Origin of the sequence: Spirosoma aerolatum, from assembly GCF_002056795.1 — a bacterium.
Taxonomy (GTDB): Bacteria; Bacteroidota; Bacteroidia; order Cytophagales; family Spirosomataceae; genus Spirosoma; species Spirosoma aerolatum.
The window spans coordinates 356,844-383,313 of the sequence record NZ_CP020104.1; the positions used below are offsets into that span (position 1 = coordinate 356,844).

29 protein-coding genes are annotated in these 26,470 nt (G+C 47.6%); 11 read left to right on the forward strand and 18 right to left on the reverse strand.

Annotated elements, in window-relative coordinates; all coding sequences use genetic code 11:
* Positions 1-56 precede the first annotated feature (56 nt).
* The 5 genes from B5M13_RS01475 to B5M13_RS01495 form a co-directional block, all read right to left on the reverse strand.
* On the reverse strand, positions 57-524 hold the full coding sequence (locus tag B5M13_RS01475) for a serine hydrolase (protein WP_080053977.1): 468 nt from the start codon (positions 522-524) through the stop codon (positions 57-59).
* Entirely contained in the window at positions 512-760 is a 249-nt protein-coding gene (locus B5M13_RS01480; protein ID WP_080053978.1) for a hypothetical protein, read from the reverse strand. The genes B5M13_RS01475 and B5M13_RS01480 overlap by 13 nt, the downstream gene beginning before the upstream one ends.
* 558 nt (positions 761-1,318) lie before the next feature.
* Positions 1,319-1,840 (reverse strand): molybdopterin adenylyltransferase, encoded by a 522-nt coding sequence (gene mog / locus B5M13_RS01485; RefSeq protein WP_080053979.1) that lies wholly within the window; start codon positions 1,838-1,840, stop codon positions 1,319-1,321.
* Between the two features lie 76 nt (positions 1,841-1,916).
* Positions 1,917-3,737 (reverse strand): glycosyltransferase, encoded by a 1,821-nt coding sequence (locus tag B5M13_RS01490; protein WP_080053980.1) that lies wholly within the window; start codon positions 3,735-3,737, stop codon positions 1,917-1,919.
* 86 nt (positions 3,738-3,823) lie between these two features.
* The gene (locus B5M13_RS01495; RefSeq protein ID WP_080053981.1) at positions 3,824-4,822 is read right to left on the reverse strand and encodes an isoaspartyl peptidase/L-asparaginase family protein; all 999 of its coding nucleotides are present in this window, start codon (positions 4,820-4,822) and stop codon (positions 3,824-3,826) included.
* 80 nt (positions 4,823-4,902) lie between these two features.
* On the opposite strand from B5M13_RS01495, the gene purU reads away from it, so the two are divergent.
* Entirely contained in the window at positions 4,903-5,757 is an 855-nt protein-coding gene (purU, locus tag B5M13_RS01500; protein ID WP_080053982.1) for a formyltetrahydrofolate deformylase, read from the forward strand.
* On the opposite strand, the gene B5M13_RS01505 is transcribed toward purU, so the two are convergent.
* A complete protein-coding gene (locus B5M13_RS01505; protein WP_080053983.1) occupies positions 5,731-6,483 on the reverse strand; it encodes a copper homeostasis protein CutC in 753 nt (250 codons plus the stop codon). The two genes, purU and B5M13_RS01505, sit on opposite strands and share 27 nt — an antisense overlap.
* A 238-nt stretch (positions 6,484-6,721) precedes the next feature.
* Between B5M13_RS01505 and B5M13_RS01510 the strand changes: the two genes are divergently transcribed.
* Positions 6,722-6,943 carry a DUF2795 domain-containing protein gene (locus B5M13_RS01510; protein ID WP_009284883.1) on the forward strand — a complete coding sequence of 74 codons (222 nt, stop codon included), beginning with the start codon at positions 6,722-6,724 and terminating at the stop codon, positions 6,941-6,943.
* A 90-nt stretch (positions 6,944-7,033) separates the two neighbouring features.
* Here the strand turns inward: B5M13_RS01510 and B5M13_RS01515 are convergent, their stop codons facing one another.
* Positions 7,034-7,492 carry a sterol desaturase family protein gene (locus B5M13_RS01515; RefSeq protein WP_080053984.1) on the reverse strand — a complete coding sequence of 153 codons (459 nt, stop codon included), beginning with the start codon at positions 7,490-7,492 and terminating at the stop codon, positions 7,034-7,036.
* A gap of 191 nt (positions 7,493-7,683) precedes the next feature.
* Here B5M13_RS01515 and B5M13_RS01520 point away from each other — a divergent pair, with 191 nt between their 5' ends.
* From B5M13_RS01520 to B5M13_RS01530, 3 genes are all read left to right on the forward strand, one after another.
* Entirely contained in the window at positions 7,684-8,352 is a 669-nt protein-coding gene (locus tag B5M13_RS01520; protein ID WP_080053985.1) for an AlbA family DNA-binding domain-containing protein, read from the forward strand.
* An 81-nt stretch (positions 8,353-8,433) separates the two neighbouring features.
* Positions 8,434-10,497: an OPT family oligopeptide transporter gene (locus B5M13_RS01525; protein WP_080053986.1), complete on the forward strand. Its 2,064-nt coding sequence runs from the start codon at positions 8,434-8,436 to the stop codon at positions 10,495-10,497.
* Between the two features lie 103 nt (positions 10,498-10,600).
* The gene (locus B5M13_RS01530) at positions 10,601-11,161 is read left to right on the forward strand and encodes a hypothetical protein (RefSeq protein WP_080053987.1); all 561 of its coding nucleotides are present in this window, start codon (positions 10,601-10,603) and stop codon (positions 11,159-11,161) included.
* 6 nt (positions 11,162-11,167) lie between these two features.
* Here B5M13_RS01530 and B5M13_RS01535 read toward each other — a convergent pair whose 3' ends face one another.
* The 4 genes from B5M13_RS01535 to B5M13_RS01550 all read right to left on the reverse strand — a co-directional run bounded on the left by B5M13_RS01535 (position 11,168) and on the right by B5M13_RS01550 (position 14,144).
* Positions 11,168-12,244 carry a DmpA family aminopeptidase gene (locus tag B5M13_RS01535; RefSeq protein ID WP_080059751.1) on the reverse strand — a complete coding sequence of 359 codons (1,077 nt, stop codon included), beginning with the start codon at positions 12,242-12,244 and terminating at the stop codon, positions 11,168-11,170.
* Positions 12,245-12,350: 106 nt separating this feature from the next.
* A complete protein-coding gene (locus B5M13_RS01540; protein WP_080053988.1) occupies positions 12,351-12,830 on the reverse strand; it encodes a hypothetical protein in 480 nt (159 codons plus the stop codon).
* 94 nt (positions 12,831-12,924) lie between these two features.
* Entirely contained in the window at positions 12,925-13,227 is a 303-nt protein-coding gene (locus B5M13_RS01545; RefSeq protein ID WP_080053989.1) for a chaperone modulator CbpM, read from the reverse strand.
* Positions 13,228-13,238: 11 nt separating this feature from the next.
* A complete protein-coding gene (locus B5M13_RS01550; protein WP_080053990.1) occupies positions 13,239-14,144 on the reverse strand; it encodes a DnaJ C-terminal domain-containing protein in 906 nt (301 codons plus the stop codon).
* Positions 14,145-14,367: 223 nt separating this feature from the next.
* Between B5M13_RS01550 and B5M13_RS01555 the strand changes: the two genes are divergently transcribed.
* Together B5M13_RS01555 and B5M13_RS34570 are read left to right on the forward strand one after the other, a co-directional pair.
* Positions 14,368-14,544, forward strand: a complete 177-nt coding sequence (locus tag B5M13_RS01555) for a hypothetical protein (RefSeq protein WP_155297159.1) — start codon at positions 14,368-14,370, stop codon at positions 14,542-14,544.
* 242 nt (positions 14,545-14,786) lie between these two features.
* Complete coding sequence (locus tag B5M13_RS34570) at positions 14,787-14,879, forward strand: hypothetical protein (RefSeq protein WP_394334326.1); 93 nt, start codon at positions 14,787-14,789, stop codon at positions 14,877-14,879.
* A gap of 75 nt (positions 14,880-14,954) precedes the next feature.
* Here B5M13_RS34570 and B5M13_RS01560 read toward each other — a convergent pair whose 3' ends face one another.
* The 7 genes from B5M13_RS01560 to B5M13_RS01590 form a co-directional block, all read right to left on the reverse strand.
* Entirely contained in the window at positions 14,955-16,070 is a 1,116-nt protein-coding gene (locus B5M13_RS01560) for a sensor histidine kinase (RefSeq protein ID WP_080053992.1), read from the reverse strand.
* 135 nt (positions 16,071-16,205) lie between these two features.
* Complete coding sequence (locus B5M13_RS01565) at positions 16,206-17,354, reverse strand: FAD-dependent monooxygenase (RefSeq protein WP_080053993.1); 1,149 nt, start codon at positions 17,352-17,354, stop codon at positions 16,206-16,208.
* A gap of 109 nt (positions 17,355-17,463) precedes the next feature.
* Positions 17,464-18,807: a sensor histidine kinase gene (locus tag B5M13_RS33920; RefSeq protein ID WP_245859678.1), complete on the reverse strand. Its 1,344-nt coding sequence runs from the start codon at positions 18,805-18,807 to the stop codon at positions 17,464-17,466.
* A gap of 113 nt (positions 18,808-18,920) precedes the next feature.
* A complete protein-coding gene (locus B5M13_RS01575) occupies positions 18,921-20,453 on the reverse strand; it encodes a PKD domain-containing protein (protein ID WP_080053994.1) in 1,533 nt (510 codons plus the stop codon).
* A gap of 142 nt (positions 20,454-20,595) precedes the next feature.
* Complete coding sequence (locus tag B5M13_RS01580; RefSeq protein WP_080053995.1) at positions 20,596-21,636, reverse strand: sensor histidine kinase; 1,041 nt, start codon at positions 21,634-21,636, stop codon at positions 20,596-20,598.
* A gap of 148 nt (positions 21,637-21,784) precedes the next feature.
* Complete coding sequence (locus B5M13_RS01585; protein WP_080053996.1) at positions 21,785-22,765, reverse strand: c-type cytochrome; 981 nt, start codon at positions 22,763-22,765, stop codon at positions 21,785-21,787.
* A gap of 170 nt (positions 22,766-22,935) precedes the next feature.
* Positions 22,936-23,346 (reverse strand): T9SS type A sorting domain-containing protein, encoded by a 411-nt coding sequence (locus B5M13_RS01590; RefSeq protein ID WP_080053997.1) that lies wholly within the window; start codon positions 23,344-23,346, stop codon positions 22,936-22,938.
* A 386-nt stretch (positions 23,347-23,732) separates the two neighbouring features.
* Between B5M13_RS01590 and B5M13_RS01595 the strand changes: the two genes are divergently transcribed.
* The 4 genes from B5M13_RS01595 (at position 23,733) to B5M13_RS01610 (ending at position 26,415) form a co-directional block, all read left to right on the forward strand.
* Positions 23,733-24,545: a LytR/AlgR family response regulator transcription factor gene (locus tag B5M13_RS01595; RefSeq protein WP_080053998.1), complete on the forward strand. Its 813-nt coding sequence runs from the start codon at positions 23,733-23,735 to the stop codon at positions 24,543-24,545.
* A gap of 75 nt (positions 24,546-24,620) precedes the next feature.
* Complete coding sequence (locus tag B5M13_RS01600) at positions 24,621-25,403, forward strand: hypothetical protein (RefSeq protein ID WP_080053999.1); 783 nt, start codon at positions 24,621-24,623, stop codon at positions 25,401-25,403.
* Positions 25,393-25,878: a PIN domain-containing protein gene (locus tag B5M13_RS01605; RefSeq protein WP_080054000.1), complete on the forward strand. Its 486-nt coding sequence runs from the start codon at positions 25,393-25,395 to the stop codon at positions 25,876-25,878. The genes B5M13_RS01600 and B5M13_RS01605 overlap by 11 nt, the downstream gene beginning before the upstream one ends.
* 45 nt (positions 25,879-25,923) lie before the next feature.
* Positions 25,924-26,415, forward strand: coding sequence for a DUF6265 family protein (locus B5M13_RS01610; protein WP_080054001.1), 492 nt, complete (start codon positions 25,924-25,926; stop codon positions 26,413-26,415).
* The last annotated feature ends 55 nt before the right edge of the window (positions 26,416-26,470 follow it).

Consider the following 26,470-nt stretch of genomic DNA (forward strand, 5'->3'; position numbering starts at 1 on the left):
CATCACCAGGGTTGTATAAAGCCCCACGCCATAGATACGATCTGCCCTTTTCTATTTCACCCTGCTTGAGGTAATACTTGCCCAGCACCGTACAGGCATGTTTTACCCCCTGTTCGCCATACCCTTGGGGTGGTCACGATCCGGGAAATGGCTGGATTATTCTTGTCGGCCAGGTCACCGGGCAAGGTGCTTGTCAGTTGTAGCGGTCGGATGATCTTTTTGGTGATTTCTTCGGCAAATGCTTCATAGTGCTTGGTATTGCCACTCATCTTTTCAAAAACGCCGTACACAAAACTATAGCGATTGCCGTTATACATGAAATGCGATCCGGGTTCCCCTTCCGAGGTATGACTCAGTACATGCTTGATCTTTATATTGGGGGTTTGCAACCGTTTGGGCGTAAAACCAATCGGCAGGAACGGGTAATCCAAGATGTAATCGTCCAGGCTGATCTTGCCCTCCTGTTCGTATCGCATCCGGGTGACGGCGGCAAATGTCTTGCTGATCGAAGCTACGGGGAAGATATGGTCACGCCTGACGGGCGTTTTTTCTCCATGTCCGCGAAGCCTTCCGTATGGAGAAAACCAACTCGGCCATCCTCAACCACTGCGGCAAAAAGTCTTGGAATTTTCAAGAACGTAGCATGGGAAGAAATGGCCTCGTGTAATGGCTGGAACCGTTGATCCTCTACGCCTGCCGGGGCGTTTATCGGGAACTTCGTTGCCATCGGATTAGCTGCGGTCAGCCCGGTCTGCTTCATAAATTCTCTGCTTGATGTCATACCTGTTTTTTATAAGACAAGACGAAAAACGGCCTGACTCGTTGCATGAAGATACCGGCAAAGCAGACTTAACAAGTGCCATTTTATAATATGGAACCTATTTGTAGGGACTTTTTGTAATCAGCGGGGCTTTTTTCAGTGAATTGCCTAAACGTGTGATTAAATGTAGTCGTTAACTTGAAGCCTGAGTCGTAAGCAATGCCAAATAGGGTTATATGAATAAAGGCTGGGTCCTATATGTCCGGATCACTTCTCTGATGCGGTATTCATTGACAAAGTCGCTCTTGAGACGATGAGATATTCGGGGATCTGTAATTCGGGCGTTTGCTGAAACAGTAGTTAGGCTACCCATTCATTTTTCCAAGTCGTTGCGAGCAAAGACAAAAACAGGGGTAGCGACTATTTGTCAAGTCGCTACCCCTTCTAGTAGGTATCAATAGGCTAGCCCTTATAGATCATTCTGTTGAACATAAACGATGAATGGTTGCAGGGCTTCTACAAAAGTAAATTACAAACTGAAGTATAGGGTTGGGATCGTCACTGCGGTCGAAAAACTGTCATCTTAACTTGATCCGTTGTGAGGTATGGTCCGCCTATAAGATCAATGCAATAGGGGATAGCAGGAAAAACAACCGACAGACACTGACCAATGGCCTTGGGCTTACCGGGTAGATTAAGGATGAGCGTTTGATTCCGAATCCCCGCTGTTTGGCGCGACAGAATGGCCGTAGGAACGTATTTTAAGCTTTCCTGACGCATCAATTCGCCGAAACCCGGCATCATTTTATGGCACACAGCTTCAGTGGCTTCGGGCGTTACATCGCGGGGGGCTGGGCCTGTGCCCCCAGTGGTTACAACCAGACAACAGCTTTCTTTATCGGCTAACTCAATCAGGGTAGCTTCGAGCTGGTCCTGTTCGTCAGGAATAATCCGGTAGACGGGCTCCCAGGGGCAGGTTAGCCATTCGGTCAACAGGCTCACTACCGCTTTACCAGGGATGTCTTCATAAATGCCCGCACTGGCCCGGTCAGAAACGTTGATGATACCGATTTTAGTCATCTATGATATAGAGTGTATGATGTATAGTGTAGATAATTGAAAGACATACATCGTATATCATACACCATACATAAAATTAGGGTTTCTTCCGCTTTAGCGCCAGGTCATGGGCTGTATCGTAATACGAGCGGAGGCTGCTCCAGTCAAATACGTCGGCAATGCTTTCGACCAGATTTCGTTGTTTGATACGGTCGCGCTGCGCCATTCTGACAAAACGGTAAAGTACGTCGGCCAGTTGGTCGGCGGCTTCGTTGAACGACTGCGTTCGGCGGTTGATCACATAAATACCCCGGTTTTCGTAGTCACGCATGATTTGCATGATGAAATCGCCAAAGCCCGACTGGTCGCTCGTAACGGTTGGAATGCCGCGCACTACGCATTCTAATGGCGTATAGCCCCACGGCTCGTAATAGCTTGGGAATATGCCAAGGTGACATCCTCGAACAAACTGGCTATAATCCAGGCCAAACAAGGGATTTGTAGAAGCAATAAAATCGGGGTGATAAACGATCTTAACCCGGTCATATTCATTATTGACCAGATTGGCCTGCCGGATAAAGCGGGTCATATCATCTTCCTGTACCAGATTGTGCGTGACAAAAGGTGGAAGATGTTTTGTTTTCCAGCTTTGTACTGTCCGACGGAGACGAAGCCGCCAATACTCATCAACAAAGCTGTTCAGATCAGGGAGCGTTGTACTTTGCGTATTGGATGCAGCCGCATGAAAGAGCCGTTCGCCAACCTGTTTCTCAATACTTTCGCAGGTATCCTGGATTTCATCGAGTAACGCACGCGAATGAAGAACGTCAGGATTGATGGATGTGTACGGCTGTTTGGTAACCATAAACATCACAATCGTGGTATCCATGTTGGCCTGACGCATTCGGTAATTCAATCGGGCAAGGGCTTCGAGCGTCAGGTCATAGCCTTTATTGGAAAACTCGAAGCGACCCGAAGTGAAGAAGTACAGTGTTTTTTCCAGATCGAACGAATAGCTCTGAAAAAAATGCCCCATCACAAACTCATGAATCTTCTGCTTGTACTGGACGTGTAGATTCTGAAATTCGTGAACGGCAGCAAATCGGGTAACGTTTAGGCCATTAGGCAGAACCAGATCAGGATTTCGGCCCAGGAAAACTTCACACTCGCGGGCCGTTACATCACTCACTGTCGTAAACACGTGCGATTGCAGAGCCGCCAGTCGCTCGATAGTTGCCTGGGTCTCAATACCATAATGCTGAGCTTCACGCTTCCAGTCGAAGAAGGGAAGCTTGCCGTAGAAACCGGATTCGTTCTGCGCCAGATACCGTCCGAGCATCGTAGCATGCGTGGTAAAGACCGTGGCTACTTTAACATTGTCGCGACGTAAGTCGGGCAGACCAGTACTGGCCATCCACTCATGAAAATGCGCAACAAAATCGACCCGACGAGCGTGATCTTCGGCGAGGAGCGTAATAAACAATCGGACCATTTCGCCAAAAGCAATGGTCTGATTCACAAGGTCTTCGACATTCAGGGTAGAAAGCTGGTGCTTCAGCCACAACTGCGTTTTGATCTCATTGAGCTGTTCAACACTGATACTATTAATATCGAACAGAACCACCCTGGGGCGGCCCGTAACGAGCCAGTAACCGTATTCTACTCCGTAGCCTAACTGTCGCATTTTTCGGACAGTTTGCCCAATTTCTGTTTCGTCAGCGTCAGTGATGGGTTCAAATTCGGCAGCCGATCGTTGCGGGAAATAAGGGCCAAGAGCCACATAGTTATCATCCCATTTTTCGACCATTGCTGGCACTTTCGACCGGATAACCGTATAAATTCCTCCTACCTGATTACATACCTCCCAGGCGATTTCGAGTAGGAGTTTCCGCTTCGATGTTGAAAATCCCGATTCCAATGTTTTCTCAATTTTAATAGTTCAGTACGGATAATGCCGATTTGGGACGGCAATTAAGTACTATAAACAATAAAAGAAAAACTTGTTTATTTCAAATATGATTTTGCGTCGGTAACCTGTGTTTTCTTTTGGTGCGATAGGGTGTAATTGAAACCTGGCTGAATGCTGTAAGCTCCATAGTCTCCCTGCTTATTAATGGCGATGAACCCAACCTGTATGTCTTTGTAATCCTGCTTTTTAACGATACGCATGGCCGCTTCTTCACAAGCTTGCTGGGGTGTTCGACCCTGGCGCATCAATTCAACTACCAGAAACGAGCCACAGGTACGCATAACTAATTCGCCTAAGCCCGTGGCACAGGCCCCACCAATTTCGTTGTCAACAAACAAACCTGCTCCGATGATAGGCGAATCACCTACTCGTCCACGCATCTTATAGGCTAGTCCACTCGTTGTGCAGGCCCCCGAAATGTTACCCAGACCGTCGATCGCCAACATGCCGATGGTATCATGCCGTTCAATATTGGCGATGGGTTTGTATTTGGCCGTTTTGAGCCACTCACGCCATTCTTTTTCGGCTTTTGGGGTTAGTAGATTTTCTTTCTTGAAGCCTTGCGAAATCGCAAAATTCAACGCGCCTTCGCCACTAAGCATGACGTGGGGGGTTTTTTCCATAACAGCACGGGCTACCGAAATAGGATGCATGATATGTTCCAGAAAAGTGACCGATCCTGCATTCCCTTTTTCATCCATGATGCAGGCATCCAGAGTAACGCGCCCGTCGCGGTCAGGTCGTCCGCCATAGCCCACACTCATGTCGTTTGGGTCGGCTTCGGGCACGCGAACGCCTGCTTCTACAGCATCTAGGGCTCGGCCTTCCTTGTCTAATACCGCTTGTGCGGCAGCATTTGCTTTAGGCTGCTTCCAGGTAGATATGATCAGTGGGCCCTTAGTAGCAGGTGTAGAGTTAGTTGATAAAGGTGTAATGGCTGCCTTATCAACAGGCGATTGTGGCGAGCGAAACGAGAATGATGGAAGCAGACCAGCTAGTGAGCTAAGCGTCAGAAAACGACGTCGATTTACCATGGGATGAAGGCTTATGGCCCAAAATAAAGGAATAAACCGTTGGTAATCGCTACTTTTAGTCAATTTATTCAAAAGGAAGTATGACTCAGTCAGACAAGCATATATTACTCATGGACGGGCCCGATAGTAAAGGCCTGATTTATCATGTAACGGGTATACTGTTTCGGCACAATCTGAATATTATCCACAATGACGAATATGTAAGTCCATCCGGACAGTTTTTTATGCGCACCGAATTTGAAGGCACGTTTGATAATGATGCCTTATTGCATGAGCTAAAAACGACGCTGCCCGATTCGGCCAATAGCGAAAAAATTATGTTTCGGCTAAATCCGAAGCGAAAAAAAGCTATTGTCGTTATGGTTACGAAAGAGCACCATTGCCTGGGTGAACTGCTGATTCGCTACGCGTTTGATGAACTTGATGCCGATATTCTAGCCGTTGTCAGTAATTATAATGTTTTACAACCGCTGGTCAGCAAGTTTGGCATACCTTTCCATTACATTTCGCATGAGGGTAAAACCCGCGAAGAACACGAAGCGGCTATTCTGCGAACTATGGCGATTTATGAACCCGAATACGTAGTGCTGGCCAAATATATGCGGGTACTAACACCCGAATTTGTGAATCATTTTCCGAATCGAATTGTCAACATACACCACTCGTTTTTACCCGCTTTCATTGGGGCTAATCCCTACCGACAGGCTTATGAACGAGGAGTTAAAATTATCGGGGCAACGGCTCACTTTGTCAACAATGACCTGGATGAAGGCCCTATTATTGCTCAGAATGTGAAAGAAGTAGATCATCGGCATACAGCCGCCGATATGGCTACGGAAGGTAAGGACGTCGAAAAAATAGTGCTTTCACAGGCTCTTAAACTGGTTTTTAACGATCGGGTATTTATTTCAGGTAACCGGGCTATTGTTCTGTAACGCGGTGATTTGGATCACTGCTCGGATTTTTTCTGTATTCGCTTCTATATGGTCGTATTCGCCAGGAATAGCTGATGCCATGGATACAGACGGCTGCCGATAACGCATGAGACTATCTTCTTTCTGACCACCACTCAGATGTAAGGCATCCACACCGGCTTCGATCAATCGGGCTGCATTGCTGGCATTAACCCCGGCCCCTGCCATAATTTCGATGCGTCTGGCTGCCTGTTGGGTAAGCTGCCGAAGCACATCTATACCTTGCTCTGCGGTCGGTTGCTGACCCGATGTAAGAATGCGTTCGGCACCGGTTCGGATCACAGCTTCCAACGCGTCAAGCGGGTCACGGGTCATGTCGAAAGCCCGGTGGAATGTAACAGGCAATGGGCTGGCTAATTCGATCAGGTGACTTGTTCGCTCCTCGTCAACCGTACCATCGGCATTCAGCAAGCCGAGTACAAGGCCATTGGCTCCTAATGATTTAGCCATCTGTATATCGGCTTTCATAACGTCCAGTTCATGATCGGAATACAGAAAATCACCTCCCCTTGGTCGAATCATAACGTACAGAGGAATGTCTACCTGCTTTCGCGCTAGTTGGATAAGCCCAGCACTGGGGGTAGTACCACCTTCGGGAAGGCCACCACATAGTTCGATTCGTCCGGCGCCAGCCTGTTGAGCGGTTAGGCAGGACGTAAGGGAATAAGCACAGATTTCGACGAGCATACTTTTCGGTTTTAACGTTTGGGGTGCCAGCCTAGGGAAGCACTAAGTAGAACTGGCAACCTGGAACTTTAAAGAGTACATTTTTAACTTGAAACAAAAGAAATAATTTCGCGTTAATCGCCTAAATCCCAATGGGAGCAACGGTAACGAACATTTTTGCGTAAAATAGCTTGCATATTAACGGTTTTTTTACTTTTGCACCCTTATTAAAAAAATAGACATAAAAGACGAACACACTATGTACTGGACACTCGAACTTGCGTCTTACCTGGAAGATGCCCCCTGGCCTGCCACTAAAGATGAGTTGATTGACTATTCAATTCGCTCTGGTGCGCCCCTCGAAGTAGTTGAAAATTTACAGGAGCTCGAAGATGACGGTCAGCCTTACGAAAGTATTGAAGAAATCTGGCCAGATTATCCAACCAAAGACGACTTCTTCTTCAATGAAGATGAATACTGAGTTGTTCGAGCTATTCCAAATAAAAAAGGCGTAATCCATTCACGAGGGTTACGCCTTTTTTATAGCGTGGTGATGCGGCAGGCTGGCGCTTTATTTTTTACTCTTCACCGGCCGATCGTATTTTTTAGGTGCGTATAAAAAGCCGAAGGCTTCGGCCCCCTCTTTCGTGTGCACTTTATGGTGAATATAGTGTGCCCGCATAATCCGCTGCATATATCGTCCGTCGGTGTTGATTTTTACTTTTACCCGCCGATGAACGATAACATCGTGAAAGACAAAATAGAAGAACCCATAGAGCGTAACACCCGCCCCAATCCAGGTTAAAAAGCTTAGTGCCGGGACTTCTACACCAATTAAAATCAGGCCTATTGCCGTCAGGCTAAACACTACTGCGAATAAATCGTTTCGCTCAAAAAAGCCTTGATGATGATTGTGATGATCGCGGTGCCAGCTCCATAGGAAGCCATGCATCACGTACTTATGTGTAAACCATGCAACACCTTCCATGAACAGGAAAGTCCCTAAAACCAACGCAACGTTTACCAGCATTTTTATGTTATCTGATTAGAATTAGTAAAAAGACTACTGCTTTTTCGTACGTCTTATTTCTTGCTAACGGTTTGCTGAGTCGAAAAGTTGAGACAGATCGGCACAGTTTTTAACGAAAAATAGAGATGTCGGTGATCGTCTTGCAAGTTTAGAGAAAAGCCGTATCTTTATCGCAATTCGGTGCTCACCAGATGAACCCATCGGTTATGGACTATCAGGCACTCAAGAACCTGGTTAAACGGGGAGAGGGTAGCAATTTAGAGTTCAAGCTGAAAACAAATCATCCCGAGAAAATCATTCGGGGCGTGGTAGCCTTCGCTAATACAAATGGCGGTATCATGCTCATCGGCGTCGCTGACGACAAGTCGATTCCGGGATTGAAATATGCCGATGAGGACGAATACCTGCTCGTCCGGGCTATCAACAAATATTGTTTTCCGCGAATTTCCTACACCATCGAGCGTGTACAACTTTACGACGAGCGCGAAGTGCTTGTGATTCGCGTGCCGCGCAGCCCCACACGCCCCCATTACATCATTCCCGACCCTGCCAATCCTGATGATAAAAAGGCCTACGTACGCGTAGGGGATAAGTCGGTGCAGGCCAGCCGCGAAGTGCGCGAGATTTTGAAAGGCGAGCAGGCCGAACGAAACATTCGCTTCAGCTATGGCGAAAAGGAGCGTATGCTGATGCAGCATCTGGGAGAACACAATAGTATTACGGTCGATTTATTTGCCTCTATAGCGGGCATATCGCGTCGGATAGCTTCCCGAACGCTTGTGCTGCTGGTGCTAGCCAATGTGCTGGAGATTCATCCCAGCGATGTTGTGGATCGATACACCACGCGGGTTTTGCAGTAAAATCGAGGAATCGCTTCGGTAGGATTGAAGAAAAGCGTACTTTGTGATGCTTACCCGTTACGTATCACAAAGTCAACAACTATGGCCAAAACAGCCGCTGTTCATAAACCCTTCGTTCCTGCCAGTCAATCACCCGCAGAATTTACGCTCAAGGCCGTTATTACCGGGGCCGTATTTGGCGTATTGTTCGGAGCGGCCACCGTTTATTTATCACTCAAAGCGGGTTTGTCTGTATCCGCTTCCATTCCGATTGCTGTATTGTCCATTTCGCTCGGCCGGAAGTTTCTGAATACAACCATTCTGGAAAACAACATCATTCAGACAACAGGGTCGGCTGGAGAAAGTATTGCCTCGGGGGTGGTGTTTACAATGCCGGGATTTCTGTTCCTGACGAATGGGAGCGGGGCCGACTTTTTTAATTACTGGACCATTCTGACCCTGGCTATTCTGGGCGGATTGATCGGAACGCTTATGATGATTCCACTGCGTCGGTCTCTGATTGTGCAGGAACACGGAACGCTCCCTTATCCTGAAGGAACAGCCTGTGCTTCCGTACTGATTGCAGGTGAAAAAGGGGGTGATTTTGCCAAAACCGCGTATCAGGGATTAGGCGTAGCACTGTTGTATGCGTTTCTGCAAAAGGTACTGCATGTAATTGCCGAAGTCCCCGTTTGGGCTACCAGACAGGCCAACCGCTATTTTCCGTCGGCACAGGTAGCCGGTGAAATCACACCAGAGTATCTAGGCGTAGGCTACATCATCGGCTTTCGGATCTCGGCGGTGCTGGTGGGGGGTGGTATTCTGGCCTGGCTCGGCCTGATTCCGTTACTGGCATCGGTTGTACCTGGTGACACCATTGCCTTACAATTGCAAAAACTGGGTTATCTGGCGAATCTTCAGACCGCAGGTGGCCCCGGTGGGTGGAATCCCACAACGCATAGCTTTAACGATACAGCCGTAGCCATCTACCGGGCGTATATCCGCCAAATTGGTGCCGGTGCGGTTACGGCTGGTGGGTTTATGACTCTGATCAAAACCATTCCGACCATTGTGTCGTCGTTTCGGCAGAGTTTCAGCCGATCGTCGGTTACGGCCATGGAGCAGGAAGAAAACATGAGCGAAAGCAACCGTACCGCCCGTACTGAGCAGGATCTGAACGTTCGGATTGTCGTTATCGGTAGTATCGCCTTGGCGGCCCTTATGGTCATACTCCCGCAAATTCCGGGCGATTCTGTCCTGACTAAATTACTCATTGCCATACTGGTCATTGTTTTCGGTTTTTTCTTCGTTACGGTGGCCAGCCGGATTGTGGGTTTGATTGGGTCAAGTTCGTCGCCTGTGTCGGGCATGACCATTGCCACCATAATGGGTACGTCGCTGGTATTTATCGGCTTTGGGCTTACGGGCAAACTCTATGAGCCAGCCGTACTGGTAGTAGGCAGTATGATTTGCGTAGCGGCTGCCAATGCCGGAGGAACCTCGCAGGATTTGAAAACAGGTTATCTGGTCGGGGCTACGCCAAAATATCAGCAGATGGCGTTGTTTATCGGCGTTATTGTTTCGTCGCTGGTGGTTGGGGCCACGGTCAAAATTCTGGATACGCCTACACCGGATTTAGTGGCGCAGGGGATTACCCATGCGATTGGTTCCGATAAATTTCCTGCTCCACAGGGCACGTTGATGGCTACGCTCATCAAAGGGTTGCTCTCGTTTAATCTGGATTGGCAATTTGTACTGGCCGGGGCTTTTATTGCCTTTGTTTTCGAGCTGGTTGGGGTAAGTGCCTTAGCTTTTGCTGTAGGGCTTTATCTGCCGCTTTCGACCACGCTGCCCATTTTTGCGGGTGGCCTGGTGAAAGCCATCGTCGACTGGAATGCCAAGCGTAAAGGAATCGTAGAAGAAGATGCTGATCTTGGGAAAGGGAATCTGTTTGCTACAGGCTTAGTTGCCGGAGGAGCGCTGGCCGGTGTAGTCGTTGCGCTATTGTCGGTGAACGAATCCGTTTATAACGTCTTGATATCACTAACCGTTGAGCCAGCTTTGGCAGGCGCTTTGGGCGAAGGAGGCTATGAGCTGTTGGGTGCTGTCGCCTTTTTAGGTCTGGCAGCTATCTTGTGGCGTGTCGCTGAGAATAGGCATTCCTAGGTTCGGCAGCGTCTAAAGTATAACGCCGTAGGTATCGTAAGAGGTTAAGTACCAGTAAAGTAAATCGCGGTTTTGCTTTTGGCCTTAACCTCTTTTCATAACCATGTTACCTGCACTCTCTTCCTTCTTCTACCGAATTGCGTCCTGGAAAACGCTTTTGCTGGGATTAGCTCTTTACATCCCGTTCCCGGCCTATATCTTTAAACACCTCGAAGCTGACATGAATGCGTTGGCTGGTAAGTCACTGGGGCCAATCGATTTGCTGATTGGGTATGACCCAGGCCGAGTTATGCAGATGGTGTCTGAGTATGGTCCAGAGGCTCGTGCGTTGTACGCCAGGGGAGAATTGACGGATGATCTGGCCTATCCGCTTATTTATACATTTCTATTGTGCATAATTCTTTCGCTGCTATTTCGAAACCGAAGCTACGCACCATTCCAGTTTGTGAATATTGTTCCGATCTGGATTTGGGCATTCGATCTGCTGGAGAATCTCTGCATCGTGTATTTGCTCAAATGCTATCCTGAAACCTCAACCGCAGTAGCGTCGATCTGTTCGGTATTGACCAATCTGAAATGGGCTGCTTTTGCCGTTGTTTTAGGCCTGATCGTGTATGGATTTGTTCGGTGGGTTATCAGTAGGCGACAGACACAATTGGGATAGAACGGCTTACTTAGCCTGCCCTGCTTTCTTTACTATCTCAATCACTTTATCGACAGGCAATTGTTCAACCCGATGCCCCTGGTCGCCGGTAAGCGTTTGCGCGGCAAATAGTGAATTAGTAATGGCCTCTTCTGTCGCTTCAATAGCGGCTAGAAATAGGGGTGAAGTGTTGTCGTTTCGCAGCAGTTTTAGGTCATCGAACGGGCTGCTGGTGTCATGGGGAATGCGATAGGCGGTCGATACCGCAATTACGTAGTCGCCACTACCGTTGGAGGCAATACCACCCGTTTGGGCGAGCCCCATAAAGGCACGCTTGGCTAGTCGTTTGAGGTTACGGGCATCCAATGGCGCATCGGTCAGGACAACCATCATACAGGAGCCATCAAGGTTTTCTTTGAACGAATATTTTCCTAGGGCTACTCCGACGGGAACGCCCGCAATTTGCAGTACACCACCGAAATTAGTCTGCACTAATGCACCGACGGTATAACCACCCAATGAAGCAGGTAGCTTACGCGACGCTGTGCCTATTCCTCCTTTGAAACCAAAGCAAACGGTGCCGGTGCCTGCCCCTACATTCCCTTCCTCAACTGGCCCCGATTTGGCTTGTTTGAGCGCATCCAGCACATGTTGTTTGGTAACGTGTCGCCCACGAATGTCGTTTAGAAACCCGTCGTTGGTTTCGCCCACTACCGAGTTTACGGAGCGCACCTGTTCGTTGCCCGGTTGTGATAGTGTATAGTCGATCAGTGCGTCGGCGGCTGTAGGAACGCTGAGTGTATTCGTCAGCACGATGGGCGTTTCGAGGGTGCCCAGTTCGTCCACCTGACTGAAACCTGTAAGTTTTCCAAAACCATTGCCGATGTAGATGGCTGCCGGACTTTTCTGCTGAAACTGGTTTCCCTCGTGAGGCAGGATGGCGGTCACACCTGTTCGAACGTTCGGACCTTGTTTAAGTGTAACCTGGCCTACCCGAACACCTGGCACATCGGTGATAGCATTGAGTGGCCCCGTTGGCAATACACCAAACCGGATTCCATAGTCGCGAGGACGTTTGGGCATTTGCGCCATGGCAGCGTTCATAAAAAAGGCGAAGAAAAGAAGTTGGTAAAAACGGGTAGGAGCCAGCATCTGACAACAGACGTTTGTTTTGACCAATTTAGGATAAACCAACAAAAAAAAGCTTGATTCAGTGGCAATCTGTTTTCATCAGCGTGTAGTCGTAGCCTTGGGCAGGGTCTTTCAAAATCCACTTTCCATGTTTTTCAATACGTTCCCCTTCCCGCCAGGTAATGGAATTGCCTGTCAGGGTGAAGACTACTTCATAGATTTGTGTCATCCCTTCGCCCGAACGTTGCCAGTCAGCCGTGATCTGATTGCCGGATTCTGTTCCCTTTAGTGTTCCTGAAGCTCGATCTTTCTCAAAAGGGAGTACGTCTAATCGACCTGTTATAGCTGATCCATTTCTGACTACTTGCAACAGCGTCGAGTCTTTCCCTTCTATCTGCTGAAAGCATAACGTATCGGGTTGCGTAGCTGATTTTGCCGTCGATGAGTCCTCTGCCGAGGCTGATTCGGTATGTTTAGCTTGTTGCTGACAGGCGGTCAGCGAGGCTCCAAGAGCAATCAATGTGATAAGCAGGCGCGTTAAATAGGTGCTTTGTTTCATCAGAAACGAGATAACCTTTTTGTTGAGAGAAGAAATACGTAAAATGGCCAGAAAGGGCTATTCCTGACCATTTTACGTATTGGTTAGTTATGCTTTATCGTTGACCTGACTCGTAGAAAATCAATCGGTTACGTACCTGCCTGAGTTCATGCTGAAGGCTCTCGACACGATCCAGGAGATCATTTACTACGTCCATATTCTCGGCATGAATGGCTAAGTCCTGATGCAGGCGAACAAATTTCTCCAATCGGCCCAGTTGCTCTGGCTGTACATACGTAGCCTGTTCAACGGTGGTTATGTCGATCAGTCCGTTATCGGCCAGTGTCTCCACAAATGTAATTTCAATGTGGTGATAAGTACAGAAGTCAAGAACGGATATCAGATGCTGGGTTTGCATAGGTCAAGGTGTTAAAGGGTTGATAACTGGCGGAACAGCTCTTTCTGCTGATCGGTCAGGTTAGTAGGGAGTTTCACTTGCCAGGTAATGTAGAGATCACCGAAATTGCCGTCTTGCTTATATACGGGAAACCCTTTGCCTTTCAGTCGCACTTTGGTGCCATTTTGCGTTTCGGGCTTCACCGTTAGCTTGACCTTTCCGCCCATTGTATCGACCACGCGCTCTCCGCCCAGCAGAGCCGTGTACAAGTCGATCTCTTCATTAATGTACAGATCATTGCCTTTTCGTTTGTAGCGGGGATCTTCGTCAATGACGAAGGTAATGTACAAATCGCCGTTTGGTCCACCGTTTACACCCGGCGCACCATAACCCGCCAGTTTGATTTTCTGCCCATCCTCAATACCCGCTGGTACCGTGATGCGGATCGCTTTGCCATTCACCGTCATGGTCTGCTTATGAGTAGTATAGGCTTCCTGTAAGTTCAGGTGAAGATCGGCCTGATAATCCTGACCTTTGAACTGCGTACGTCGGCCGCCCCGTGCTCCAGCTTCCTGACCGAACAACGACGAAAAGAAATCGGAGAAACCAGCGCCACCAAAACCATCCGAAAAATCGTAGTCGCCCGTATCGCTTTGGGCATACTGCTGACGGGATTGCTGTTGTTGCTGCCGGGCTTGCTCAAATTGCTCGGCATGTTGCCAGTCTTTGCCATACTGATCATATTTCTTACGTTTCTCAGGATCGCTCAGAACCTCGTTGGCTTCGTTGATCTGTTGAAATTTTTTATTGGCCTCTGCATCGTTCGGATTGAGGTCGGGATGGTGTTTCCGGGCCAGTTTCCGGTAGGCTTTCTTGATGTCGTCGTCCGATGCTGTTTTCGGTACGCCCAGAACGCTGTAATAGTCGATAAAGTCCATGTTGGGTGGGAATAAATAGAGTTATAATCAACTCTATAAACACAAAAGTGGCCGGGAAGGTTGACTATTTAAGAGCTAAAATGCTTATTCTTACCCATTAACTAGCCATAGCTTTTTGCAAACAGGCCAGCGCAGATTTTCTTATTAGATTTGTTTCTAAAATAAACCTGATGAATACTATGTCATTCGGATGCACCAACCTAATTCAGTACAAGTTTCGCTGATGCGTCTTTTCGACCGGCCAATGCAGCCTGAAGAACTGGATAAAGTACACCAGTTACTAATGAATTATTATAATGGATTAGTCGAGTCAGAAGTTGATAAAATTATCGCTGAAAAAAAGTACACGCAAGCTGATTTTGATCGTATCCTGAATAAGTCACAACGTACTCGTCGATAAGTATGCGGGTTGTTATTGACACAAACTATCTGATTGCTGCTACCCCTCGCTCAAGTGAGCATTACTGGTTATACCAGGCATTTATGGAAAAGGCTTTTGAATGGGTTGTCAGTCAGGAAATTATAATGAGTATGAAGAAATGCTGAGCGAATTTTATGCGCCTTCATTAGTTCAGAATGTATTAAAGTTATTGTCTGTAGCCCCCTCACGTGATTCATATAGAGGCTTATTTTAAATGGTCAATGATAGAAAATGATCCCGATGATAATAAGTTTGCCGATATAGCTTTTGCATCGGGAGCAGATTATCTGGTTAGTAATGATTCTGACTTTTAGATTCTTAGCAAGCGTGAATACCCCCGAATTAAAGTGATTTGGCTGGAAGATTTTAGAGGTGTACTCGGTTATTAATCAAATCTTTGTGGTCTGCTCGATGCCGTTGGCGATCAGCGGGAGTGTTACGACAAACTGCCCATCGGTTTCCTGAATGATGGGTTCAGGCTGATTGAGCATCTGATATTTGGTCAGAATATTGGTCAGGCCAACGCCATTGGAGGCTACACGTACGGTTTTCCGCTGTACATTATTACGGACTTGTAGATGCGATTGCGCATCGGTCAGAATGTCGATGCTAAGAGGTTGGTCAGGAAGAACAATGTTGTGCTTAACGGCATTCTCGACCAGAAGCTGGAGCGTAAGGGGAGGAAGACGGTATGTTTGATAGCGGTCATCAATGGTTACGTTCATCGTCAATCCTGAGCCATGCCGGGTTTTCAGCAAGTGGTAATACGACTGAATAAAATCCAACTCAGAACCCAGCTCAGTCAGGTGCTGATCGTTGGCGCGGAGTAAGTAGCGGTACACCGTACTGAGCTCTTCCAGAAATACTCGTGCCTGTTTAGGATCATCCTCAATGAGCGAGTCCAGCACATTCAGACTATTGAATAGAAAATGCGGATTGACCTGCTGCTTCAGCGCATCGAGCTGACTTTGTAAATTGGCCGTACGTAGTTTTTCCTGTTCCTGCTCCGACAGCCTCAGCTTTTTCTGGTAAAGTGCCGAATCGCGGGCAAAAAACAAGGTTTCGTAAATCGTCTGAAAAAAGATAAAATTAACGGCTGCCTGTACAAAATCGAACCCGTACAGATTCAGGGCAATCGTCGCTTTATTAATCGTAATACTGGCTGTATGACCGTACGAATGATAGCCCAGTAGGGTGCCATGGGTAAACCAGTATCGAATGGCGCCTGTTAGCCAAAGACTTACTGTTGTTGCTACGCTCCCTGCCAGAAACGTTAGGATTAGCCGCTTCCAAATGTCTTTTTTGGAAAAATATTTCTGTCGGAAATAGAATACGATTGCCCGAATGACGTGCCAGGTTACCGTAATGGAGACCAGACTGATGAAGATGCGGAGTAGAATGTCACCCGTCAGCGGCTGTCTATGAAAACCATTGCCGGTTATACTAAATGCTAGTATCAGTGTAATACCAACTACACGCAGCCATTTGTCATTAATCGTGTTCAACGTGAAGCAGTTCGGGCGTTTTCAGTAAAGATAATGTAAGTTTTAAACTGATGAAAGATACATTTCTGAGGCTATAGGCTACGCGATGGTAGTATTAGTTACCTCAATCTTACAGGGTTGAGATAAACGGTACAGCTAAAAATCTACAGCATAGAGCGTTTCTAACCGACGTTGATTCAGACTGTCTGGTAAATGCCGAAACAATCCATTCCGCAGGAAAGCCAGTACGGGACTGCTGGTTTGGGCAAGCTGGCCAATACGCCAGGATGTATTGGTAATGTAATGAGTACGCTGTAATCGTCGATGATCGAAGGCCGCAAACGCGGATTCCGGCGACTGATTTTTGGCTAATTCATCGGCCAGAATAACCGCATCTTCAATAGCCTGACAAGCACCCTGGCCCATATTGGGGGTTGTAGCGTGGGCAGCATCACCAAGTAGAACGGCTCGGCCGAAAACGTAGCTGTTCAATGGTTTCAGATCAACAATATCGTTCCAGATCAGCGACTCGTTGGGCGTTTGCGCTATTAATTCAGGAATAGGCGCATGATAATGGGCAAAACGGTCGGCAAGTTTTTGAACCGTCATCTGACGCATTTCGTCCGATTTGGCAGGGGCATTAACGCAGGCGAACCAGTACACCTGATCGTTCGCCATAGGAACAACGCCAACCCGTCCTTTAGTACCCCAGGTTTCGGTAGCCTCCTGTAATGTATTTCCTGGTAGATTGACAACGGCCCGCCAGCAGGTATAACCCGCGTAACGAGGTAGCCAACCCGGTATAAGTTGCTGCCGAATCGGCGAACGTATACCATCGGCCACGAGCAAATAGTCCGTTTTATGACTGGTGCCGTCGTCGAAGTAAACCGTAATGCCATCGGGTTGAGGGTGAATATGAATGGTTCGTTTGCCGGTATGAACGCTATGGGGAGGGAGTTGGGTCAGGAGAATCTTGTGCAGATCGGCCCTATGGATGCTGAAATTATTAACCCCAAAGCGTTTGCTAACGATTCGACTATCGGTACGGGTAATTTTGTCGCCTTGTTCATCGAGGATGGTAAATGCCTCAAGCTGACGGCCTGCGTGGATAATCTGATCGGCAATGCCCAGTCGCTGAAACGCTTTGATGGCATTAGCTGCCAGCGCCAGGCCTGCACCTGATGGCTGAATAGTTGGAGACGCTTCAAAAACCGTGGTGGGGATGTTTTTGCGGTTAAGAGCAATGGCTGTGGTTAAACCGGCAATACCACCGCCAACGATAGTGAAAGAAGAATTTTTTTTCATACGTCGTGTTACTACTCTTTAGCTGTGAGGAATCGTTAGGTGGTTAAATATTAACGATTTGACAAACTTTCATACGCTTATCTTTTACTAAAACCATGCATTCGCCTATTTATACTGAACACTCTTTTTCAATAAGCGGCAGTGTCACAATAAATAGACCCCTATCTTCCTGAATGGTTGGAATGGGTTGATTTAATATCTGATATTTTGACCATATGTTGGCTAAACCCACTCCATTGGAGGCTACACGTACGGTTTTTCGCTGTACATTGTTTCGGACCTGTAGCTGATTGTTCTCATTGGTCGAAATGGCAATTGTTAGCGGGTAGTCAGCTAGAATTACATTGTGTTTCACAGCATTTTCGACCAGTAACTGCAAGGTGAGTGGAGGCAACTGGAGCGCCAGTAGTACAGGCGAAACCGCCCATTCTACCCGAAGTGCCTGACCATGCCGCGTTTGCAGCAAATGACAGTATGAGCGGATAAACGCCAGTTCAGAGGCCAGTGGGATCAGAATCTGGTCATTCGCCCGGAGCATATATCGATATACCGAGCTGAGTTCATCCAGAAAAATACTAGCTTGTTGCGTATCATCGTCAATCAGCGCACTCAGCGAGTTCAGGCTATTGAACAGAAAATGCGGGTTAATCTGTGCTTGTAACGCCCGGATATGTACCTCCGTTTTTTCCTGTTCCAGACGTTGCATCACCAGTTCAGCCTCCAATTGGTCGCGATGGTGTTTTTCCCGCTCGTGCATAAGTTCCTGTTCAATCATCGCATTACGAACGGCCGCCCGGCGCTGGCGATAGCTTAGGCCCAGCGAGAAACAGACCAGTTCGGCAATAATACCAGTTTGCATATAAGTCAGCGATACCATCCAGAACGGCCCGGCCCAGTCTTCATAAGGTCTGACCATCGATAGAAACATGGATGTGAGTCCGCCGACCAGCAGAAAACCGGTACCGATGGCATACATACGTGAAACGGGATCGCATAACGATAGCATTTGCTGAATGCCATAGACACCCAGAACGGCCATCGCTAAACGCATCATAATAAACGTTACTTCGTAGAGGACTGGATTCCATAATGATGGCCCGTAGCAGAGTAAAAGATGAATACCAATGTAAATGACAATGCCAACCTTTATTCGTTGCAACTGGCGGTAAAAATTGGGTAGCCGATGACGTAGATCGAGAATAGAGTCGATGAAGTCGAAATAAATATAATAGGCCCCCATGGGTGCGACTGCCCGAACAAAATGATTGGTCTCCAGGGAAAACCAATCGCGGAATGTATATACGCGCAGGCCAAAATAAAACAGCCAGGCCAGCATGTATAATGTATACAGGCCATAGTTTCGATCCCGATACGTAGTCCACTGGACTATGTTCATCAACATGATCGAGAGTACCATGCCTGTAAAAACCGCGCCCCAAATCTGGAAGGTCATAAGGTAACATGTCATTCAAGGTCATCTGGCTTCGCTGTCATTGAAGGTCATAAGTAGTCATACATTGCTTAATGACTCAATGATAGCGAAGCCAGATGAGCAGAGGGCGCCAATTATTTCTCGATCAATACGTTGGTCTGGGCATTTGCCTCAAAGGTATTGGCTGTATTGAGGTCGGTATTGGCCGAAGCCCCATAGCTGACGAACACACCATACCCACCACTACCACTGATTTTTGTATTTTTAACCGACATCAAGGCTTTCGTGCCGTAGATCGCAATGCTGGCTTTTTTAGCCGATACGATCACACTGCTGCCAGCGTTGCTAACTTCAGCATATTGCAGTTCATTCTTGCTGTCCTGCGAGTAGCAGATAATACCTTTCCAGTAGGGGGCTGAGCGGTCGGCCCCTGCGAAGACAATCTTGTTCGTCGTTGTCCCTTTGGCCGATAGATATCCGGCTGTGTTGATTCGGATAACAGCATCGCGGTTCATTTCAATGATAACACCAGGCGCTAGTTTCCAGCCTGCGTCGACCGAAAAGTCACCACTGATCCGGTAGGGCGTTTTGTCATTGAAACCGTTCCAGGCCACCTCATTAGTGCCTTTGATACCCGAGGGCGTAATGTCGACAATGTTACGGCCATTGCCGCCCGTGAAGGTTGAAGTGGCATCAAGCTTGGCTACGTTTTCGGCATTCAGCAGGATACCCGCTTCCGTATTGCTGGTAAAGCTGTTCTGGGCGAACTCCCGGAGAATGCCACCATCCAGCACATACAGGCCGTAGCCATCGTTTTGCGAGAACAGACAGTTTTTCAGCGCAATCTGAGCATGACTTCCTCCCGACATGAACAGGGCGGCTTTGGTGGTGCTATATACTGTGCGGCTGCCTGCGTGCATTACCTCTACATATTCCATCGTGTTGGCGTTGCTGCCTGAGTAGAGCGACACGCCTATCCAATAGCCTTTGGTTTTCTGTACACCCACAAATTTTATTTTATTCTCTGCCGTTCCTTTGGCGATCAGTAAACCACCGCCATCGTTGACATTCATCCGTACATCACGTTCGAAGGCAATGACTACTCCCGGATTGATCGTCAATTCGTTGTTGACATCGATACTTTTCGTTACGATATAATCGGGCAGGTCAGGATTCAGAACGCGGTCGATCAGGGTGGTTTTAACGGTGATGTTCGCCGTAATCGCCAGAGGTTCAGCTACGGAGGCTGTTACGAGTACTTTGTCGGTACTTTTACCATTGGTGCTGGTCACGGCCAGTTCCAGTTCATACTCGCCAATTTCGTCGGGTTTGAAGGTGGGTTTGAACGAAGCCGCGTCGCTCAGGGTAACGGTGCTTTTAGCGGGTTTACGCACCAGCGTCCATTGGTACGATAAAGGCTTACCCTGACTGTCGTTGGAAGCTGACCCGTCGAGATTGACGGTCTGGCCAACCTGTACCGATTGATCGGGACCGGCATTGGCTGTAAGCGAACCCGATGGGTTGACTTCGGTTTCTTTCTTGCAACTGGTCAGGAAGAAGAGGCTGGCCATCAGAAACGAGATGAGCAGTTTCAGGGCCACTACTGCCGGGGCAAAGGTAATGTGGGCCGGGAGGGCCAGTGTTGGGTACGTTGGTGTTGGTTTCATGAAGAGGCCGCTCGTGCGGAGATTTGTTGTTTAACGGCAACAAAGGTATTGGCACACATTGCGACCTGGAATAAGGAACCGGCTGAAACGGAAAAAGCCGTGGTTGAACTGGCGTTGTTGGAGGTAAACTGTAAAAAACAGCCTATGAATCGACATTGATAAGCGGCAATCTGACCACAAACTGCCCATTCGTTTCCTGAACGGTTGGCATCGACTGGCCGAGCATCTGATACTTCGCCAGGATGTTGCTCAGACCAACGCCATTGGATAACACCCGCGCCTGTTTTTTCTGTAAGGTATTTCGAACGATCAAAAAGCCCCGTTCATCCGTTTCAATACTGATCGTTAGCGGTTGATCGGCCAAAACGATATTGTGCTTTACGGCATTTTCGAGTAAAAGCTGAAGTGTTAGCGGGGGGAGTTGGTAGGTATCGAATCGTTTATCAACGGAAACGGTCAGAATAAGTCCGGAGCCATGTCGGGTTTTCAGCAGGTGATAATACGAATCCACAAAGGTCATTTCCGTTGTCAGATCGGTCAGATTCTGTTCACCGGCCCGGAGAATATACCGATACACGGAGCTAAGTTCTTCGGCAAACTGCTCAGCTTGCGCCGGATTCTCACCAATCAGCGAAACCAGCGAATTGAGGCTGTTGAACAGGAAGTGCGGATTGACCTGCTGCTTTAGCATATCGAGTTGTCGCTGTACATGCAACTCCTTTAACTCATATTCCCGTTTTACACTCTCTTTCCATTTCTGGTAGGAGTAGATGGATTCAAAAACGCCGATGGAAAGCAGGTTGCAGATAAACCCAATCAGCAATGTCCACCGAAAAATAACGGGATCATAACGATAGCCAGGAACCTCAAACCAATCATACAGCAGAAAAATCAGGCAAACCAATAGCGCCGTGACAATGATGTAGAAAATTAGACAGTAGAGGATGCGCCGAAGCGCCTGATCGAGTTCGGTATAGCAGTAACGCATATACTTCATCCAGGTGTCCATGAGCCAGGCAAAGGCTATATACAGAATCGTTACCCCAGTAGTTACCGGAATGAATAGGGCCAGATCATCGAAATAGCGAGTGCCCAGAATCAGATAGTTCGCAATGAATACCGCCGGATAGCTCAACAGCATGACCAGAATGTCGTAGCGGTCGAGAGTATACCATTGTTTCATGCGTGCCTAGAAAGAAAGTCTACATTAAAGCGAGGTTAAAAATAGTAATTTACGAACTACGACGAATGAGGTACGATCTGACTTTCGCAGGTAATTCCGGCGATAGCCATCCATCGACATCATTCGTCGTAGTTCGTAAAAAGGGGAGTTACTTCTCTGCCAATTGGAGTTCGGCTGTTTTTTGCGCGATGTCGTGATTGATTTTCGGCACCGTTTTCAGGTATTCATAGATAGCGCCCACTTCCCGATCAGATAAAACCATTTTGGGCTCCATCGGATATTTGAGAATACTACCGTCGGGCCGTACGCCAAACTTCACGGCCCGAATAAACTGCTCTTTCGTATACCGGCGACCAATGCCCGTTTTTTCGTCAAAGGTCAGATTGGCGGTTATTACTTTTTTGCCGCCTTCGCCCACCATTTCGATACCACCGCCATAATACCCTTTGGTTTTTTCGGGATGGACTTTGTCCTGGTCAATCAGGTCGCCTGAGTGGCAGGCATAGCAATCGCCAATGGCGTCGGCTGTGTAGCGGCCAAGGGCCACCAGATTGGCGCTATCGGGGAAAGCTACTACCTGACCCTTGTAGGGAAGCGGCTTCATAATGGTATTTGCCAGTACTTTTGAGAACAACGAAAATTCGGAAGCCGGGGCTTCCTGGTTCGATGGTTGTACCGGGAAACGGTCGGAGCGAAGCCAGGCAATCACCGATTTCAGGTCTTCGTCGGCCATGTTCGGATACTGAGGCATAACCGGTGCATACGAGCCATCCCGTCGTATGCCTGTACGCAGGAAATACATCAGTTCACCGTCGGTCCATTTACCAATGCCTTTTTCTTTATCCTGCGTAATATTTTTGGAGTAGAGCTTGCCGAAAATGGCTGGTACTTCGGCCAGGTATTTGCCGGTCAGGCGGTTGTTTTTGTCGGCATGGCACGACATGCACTGAATCTGGGCAATGACTTCACCACGAGCTACACGGGCTGGTGTGCTTTCAACCGTAATGGCAGGAATAGTAGGCGGGTCGTAGGTAGGGACGCCCACAATGGAGACATAAGCGCCGAAGCCAAGTAACGCCACAAGGACGCAGCCTAGGATAAGGCCGACAATTTTAAGAGCTTTTTTCATTGTATTTGTCTGTTTAAAGAGGAACATGGCCGTTAAGACCGAGGCAAAATTGCGGGCTAAACATCTATGTACCAGTTCGGTTTCGGATGAAGCGGTATTCTATTGGGCTGAACTGAAAAAAGGCCGTTGTGAAACGGCCTTTTTGCTAGCTGAATTTTATAACCCGTGTCTTATTTCACCGAAATGGTACGCGATGGCTGAGCAACTGGTGTGTTAATGCTCATCGCATGTACACTCTTGTCGTTACCCGAAACGACCTGGATCTGGTAAGCACCATCGTTCAATTCTGATAAATCGAATTTTACGTGAACGTTACCTTCTTTTTTATTGATGTACTTTGTGGCGAGGGTAAACCCATCCGAATCCAATAATGAAATCTCCATAGCTTTACCCGGTTCGCGTTCAACCATCACATTTACTTTCGATGGTACTGCCGATGGGTAAATAGCTACTTTATACGAATTTGTAATAGCTGTTGGGCCAACCGATACCGGAGACTTTGGTAGGTGAGGTGCGTGTTTTGCAAACGCAGATGTACTCAGCAGTACAGCAGCAAGGAGTGTTGTGGCAATTGTTTTCATGACTTTCAGAAGTTATTTGTTGTTTATGATTCGCCATAGCGGTTAAAAAGAACGTTGCAAAGCTATAGCGTCACAATGCGCTGCTAAACAGATTGTTAGCCGAAGCGTTAGGATTCAGGGTTGAACCGCATAAATCACGCTTTCAATTGATATTCGCTGATCTTTAGTAAGTTAGATTAGCGTTGGAGGGAAAGTATAGGTTAATTGGGGCGGTAGTTTCGGCACATTATCATGCGATTAGTGCCTTAGAACTGACGGTTCATCACAGGTTCATACCGTTTCGAACAATGATTTGTGGGTTTAATACAACTGCGGGTTGCAGATTGGCTAGTCTGTCATGTATTTTTAGTCTCCCAAATACGCAATCATCTTAACTCTTTTAACCAATGAACGTACTGCTGATTGAAGACGAGGAATTAGCCGTTCGCAAACTCACCAAATTATTGCAGGACGTAGACCCTACTATTACGATTGTAGGTACCGAAGCTAGTGTTCGGTCGTCGGTGGCCTGGCTCAATGCCAATGGTCCTGGCCAACCGCTGGCTCCCGATCTGATTCTGATGGATATTGAACTGGCCGACGGACAAAGCTTTGAGATTTTCGAGCAGACAACCGTCAGTGCGCCCGTTATCTTCACGACTTCCTACGATGAGTATGCGCTTAAGGCCTTCAAAGTCAATAGTATCGATTATTTATTGAAGCCGATCAAACGGCACGAGCTGGAAGCCAGCCTGACTAAATACCGCCGGACGAAAGGCGGAACGACTACTGAGTCGGGAGAAACAAAAAACAATCACCTGGGTACGGTCGACATTGACGCACTGGTACAACAACTCCGCCAGCAGATTCAGCCCAGCGATTACCGGCGCCGGTTTCTGGTGAAACATCTGCAACAGTGGGTCCCGGTTGAGGTCAGCGACATTGCTTATTTTTATTCAGAAGAAGGGGTAAGCCTGTTCCGTACGACAAGCAATCAGAAATTTTCGCTGGATTACCCGCTCGATGAACTCGAAAATATGCTTGATCCATCGCAGTTTTTTCGGGCCAACCGGCAGTTTATCGTACACATCAACACCGTCCAGCAGATTCACCCATACTTTAACAATAAGCTCAAACTGACCCTCAAACCCGCTACCGACGACGAAGTGCTGGTAAGCCGCGAACGCGCCACGGAGTTTAAGAAATGGATGGGGAAATAGAGAAAAACGGTGTATACTATATAGGCGTTTGGTATAGAATTGTCATACAGTAAACCTTTTTAGTAGCTTTACGCCGTGGAAAAAACCGGCTTTATCGAAATACGCGTAACTGGCACCAAAGGCAACCTTGATCTGACTCCTGACACCTATGATATTCGTGAGGTGATGGCTGTCCTTGAACAGGTGGAATGCTTGCTATTTCCAGCCGACCGGAAAGATCGACCAACGATCAGTTACCAAATCCAGGGCGGTTCTGTGCGCCATATTTTTAAGACTGCCGTTCAGTACATTATTGGATTCAATGCGCTGATTGGTCAGATCAGCCAGCGGCAGAACATTGATTTTCTGGAATCAGCTACGGCCAAAGCGTTTGAAGAGTTTCAGGAAATGGCCGTACAACGCGGCTATACCTTCATTATTCGTACATCCGAGCCAAACACCAGCGAATTACGGATTGATCGCACTACGAAGTTGTATCGGACCGAAGCCGTCTGGGCCGAAGCTGAATTCTATTTGTATGGTCGGGTGACCAATGCCGGTGGAAAAGATAGGGCCAATATTCACCTGCAAACAGACGACTATGGCGTGGTTATTATCAAAACGCCAATTGCCATTTTAGAAAAGCTGGAAGGTAATATCCTGTATCGAACGTTTGGCGTTCGGGTGCTGGGAAAGCAGCACACGGAGACCGGGGAACTGGACCGCTCGGAACTTCGATTTGTTGAACTGGTCGATTATCATCCCAATTACGACGAGGCCTATTTACAATCGCTACGTACTAAAGCTAAGAAGAACTGGCTAGGCTCTGTCAATTCCGATACCTGGTTACGTGACTTGCGAGGAAACTATGACGCCTAAATCTGTACTGCTGGATACGAGCTTTTTTCTACGCTTTCTGAACGACGAAGATCCGTTATATTCTCATGCTGATGGGTATTTCCGTTATTTTCTTCAGCAGGAAATGATTATGCTCATCTCCACCATTTCAATCGCTGAATATTGCGTTGGAGGAGATATTTCCGAATTACCGTTGAAAAATCTTCAAATTTTGCCTTTCAATATTAGCCACGCTCGGCGGACTGGCGAGTTTGCCCGGCTGGTATTTCGGCATCGTAATAAGCTTGAACTGATCAGCCGGATGATTATTCCTAATGATACTAAGCTGTTTGCCCAAGCCGATGTAGAAGCATCCGTTCTGTATTACCTGTCGTCAGACGTTGAAAGTCAGAAAATTTATGGCTTGCTACGTTCGCAGAATGCCGGACCAAAATTTGAGTTTCTGAATCTAAAAACGCCACCATCAGAAGCATTTGGAATTTTGGATTTACGGTAGATTCAGCAGTCGACGGCCTTAGGATACCAGTATTTCTAAATCCCTATGAAAAAACTCTATTTCCTATTCTGTCTTCTGATTACGCTTTCGGTTCAGGCACAAACAGGTAAAAAAACGGGCTCTCTGGCCGATGTCGCGTTTATGGAAGGTCGCTGGCTGGGTACCTTTAACGGAGGACCTATTGAAGCCGCCTGGATTGCCCCTGTTGGTGATAACCTGTCGGGCTTCATGCGAATGATGAAAGACAACAAGGTGACGATGTACGAGATGTTGATCTTTGAACAAACCAGCGAAGGGCCAATCGTACTGGTTAAACATTTTAAGCCGGGCCTGATCGGGCAGGAAGAAAAAGATAAATCGGATCGCTATCGGTTTATTGAAGCCAGTTCTAACCGGGCTTTGTTCGAGAAAGAGGATGGCTCTATCCGCATCATTTACGAAAAACGCGGAGCCAATCAGTTAGTGATTCAGCGCGGCCAGCCCAAAGATGGAAACTGGGCGTTCAGCGACCTTTTTGTTTTCAAACGCGTCAACTAGATCGTATTGGTTAAAAACGTCGGCACGAGCCCTACGGAGAATAAACATTTATTCT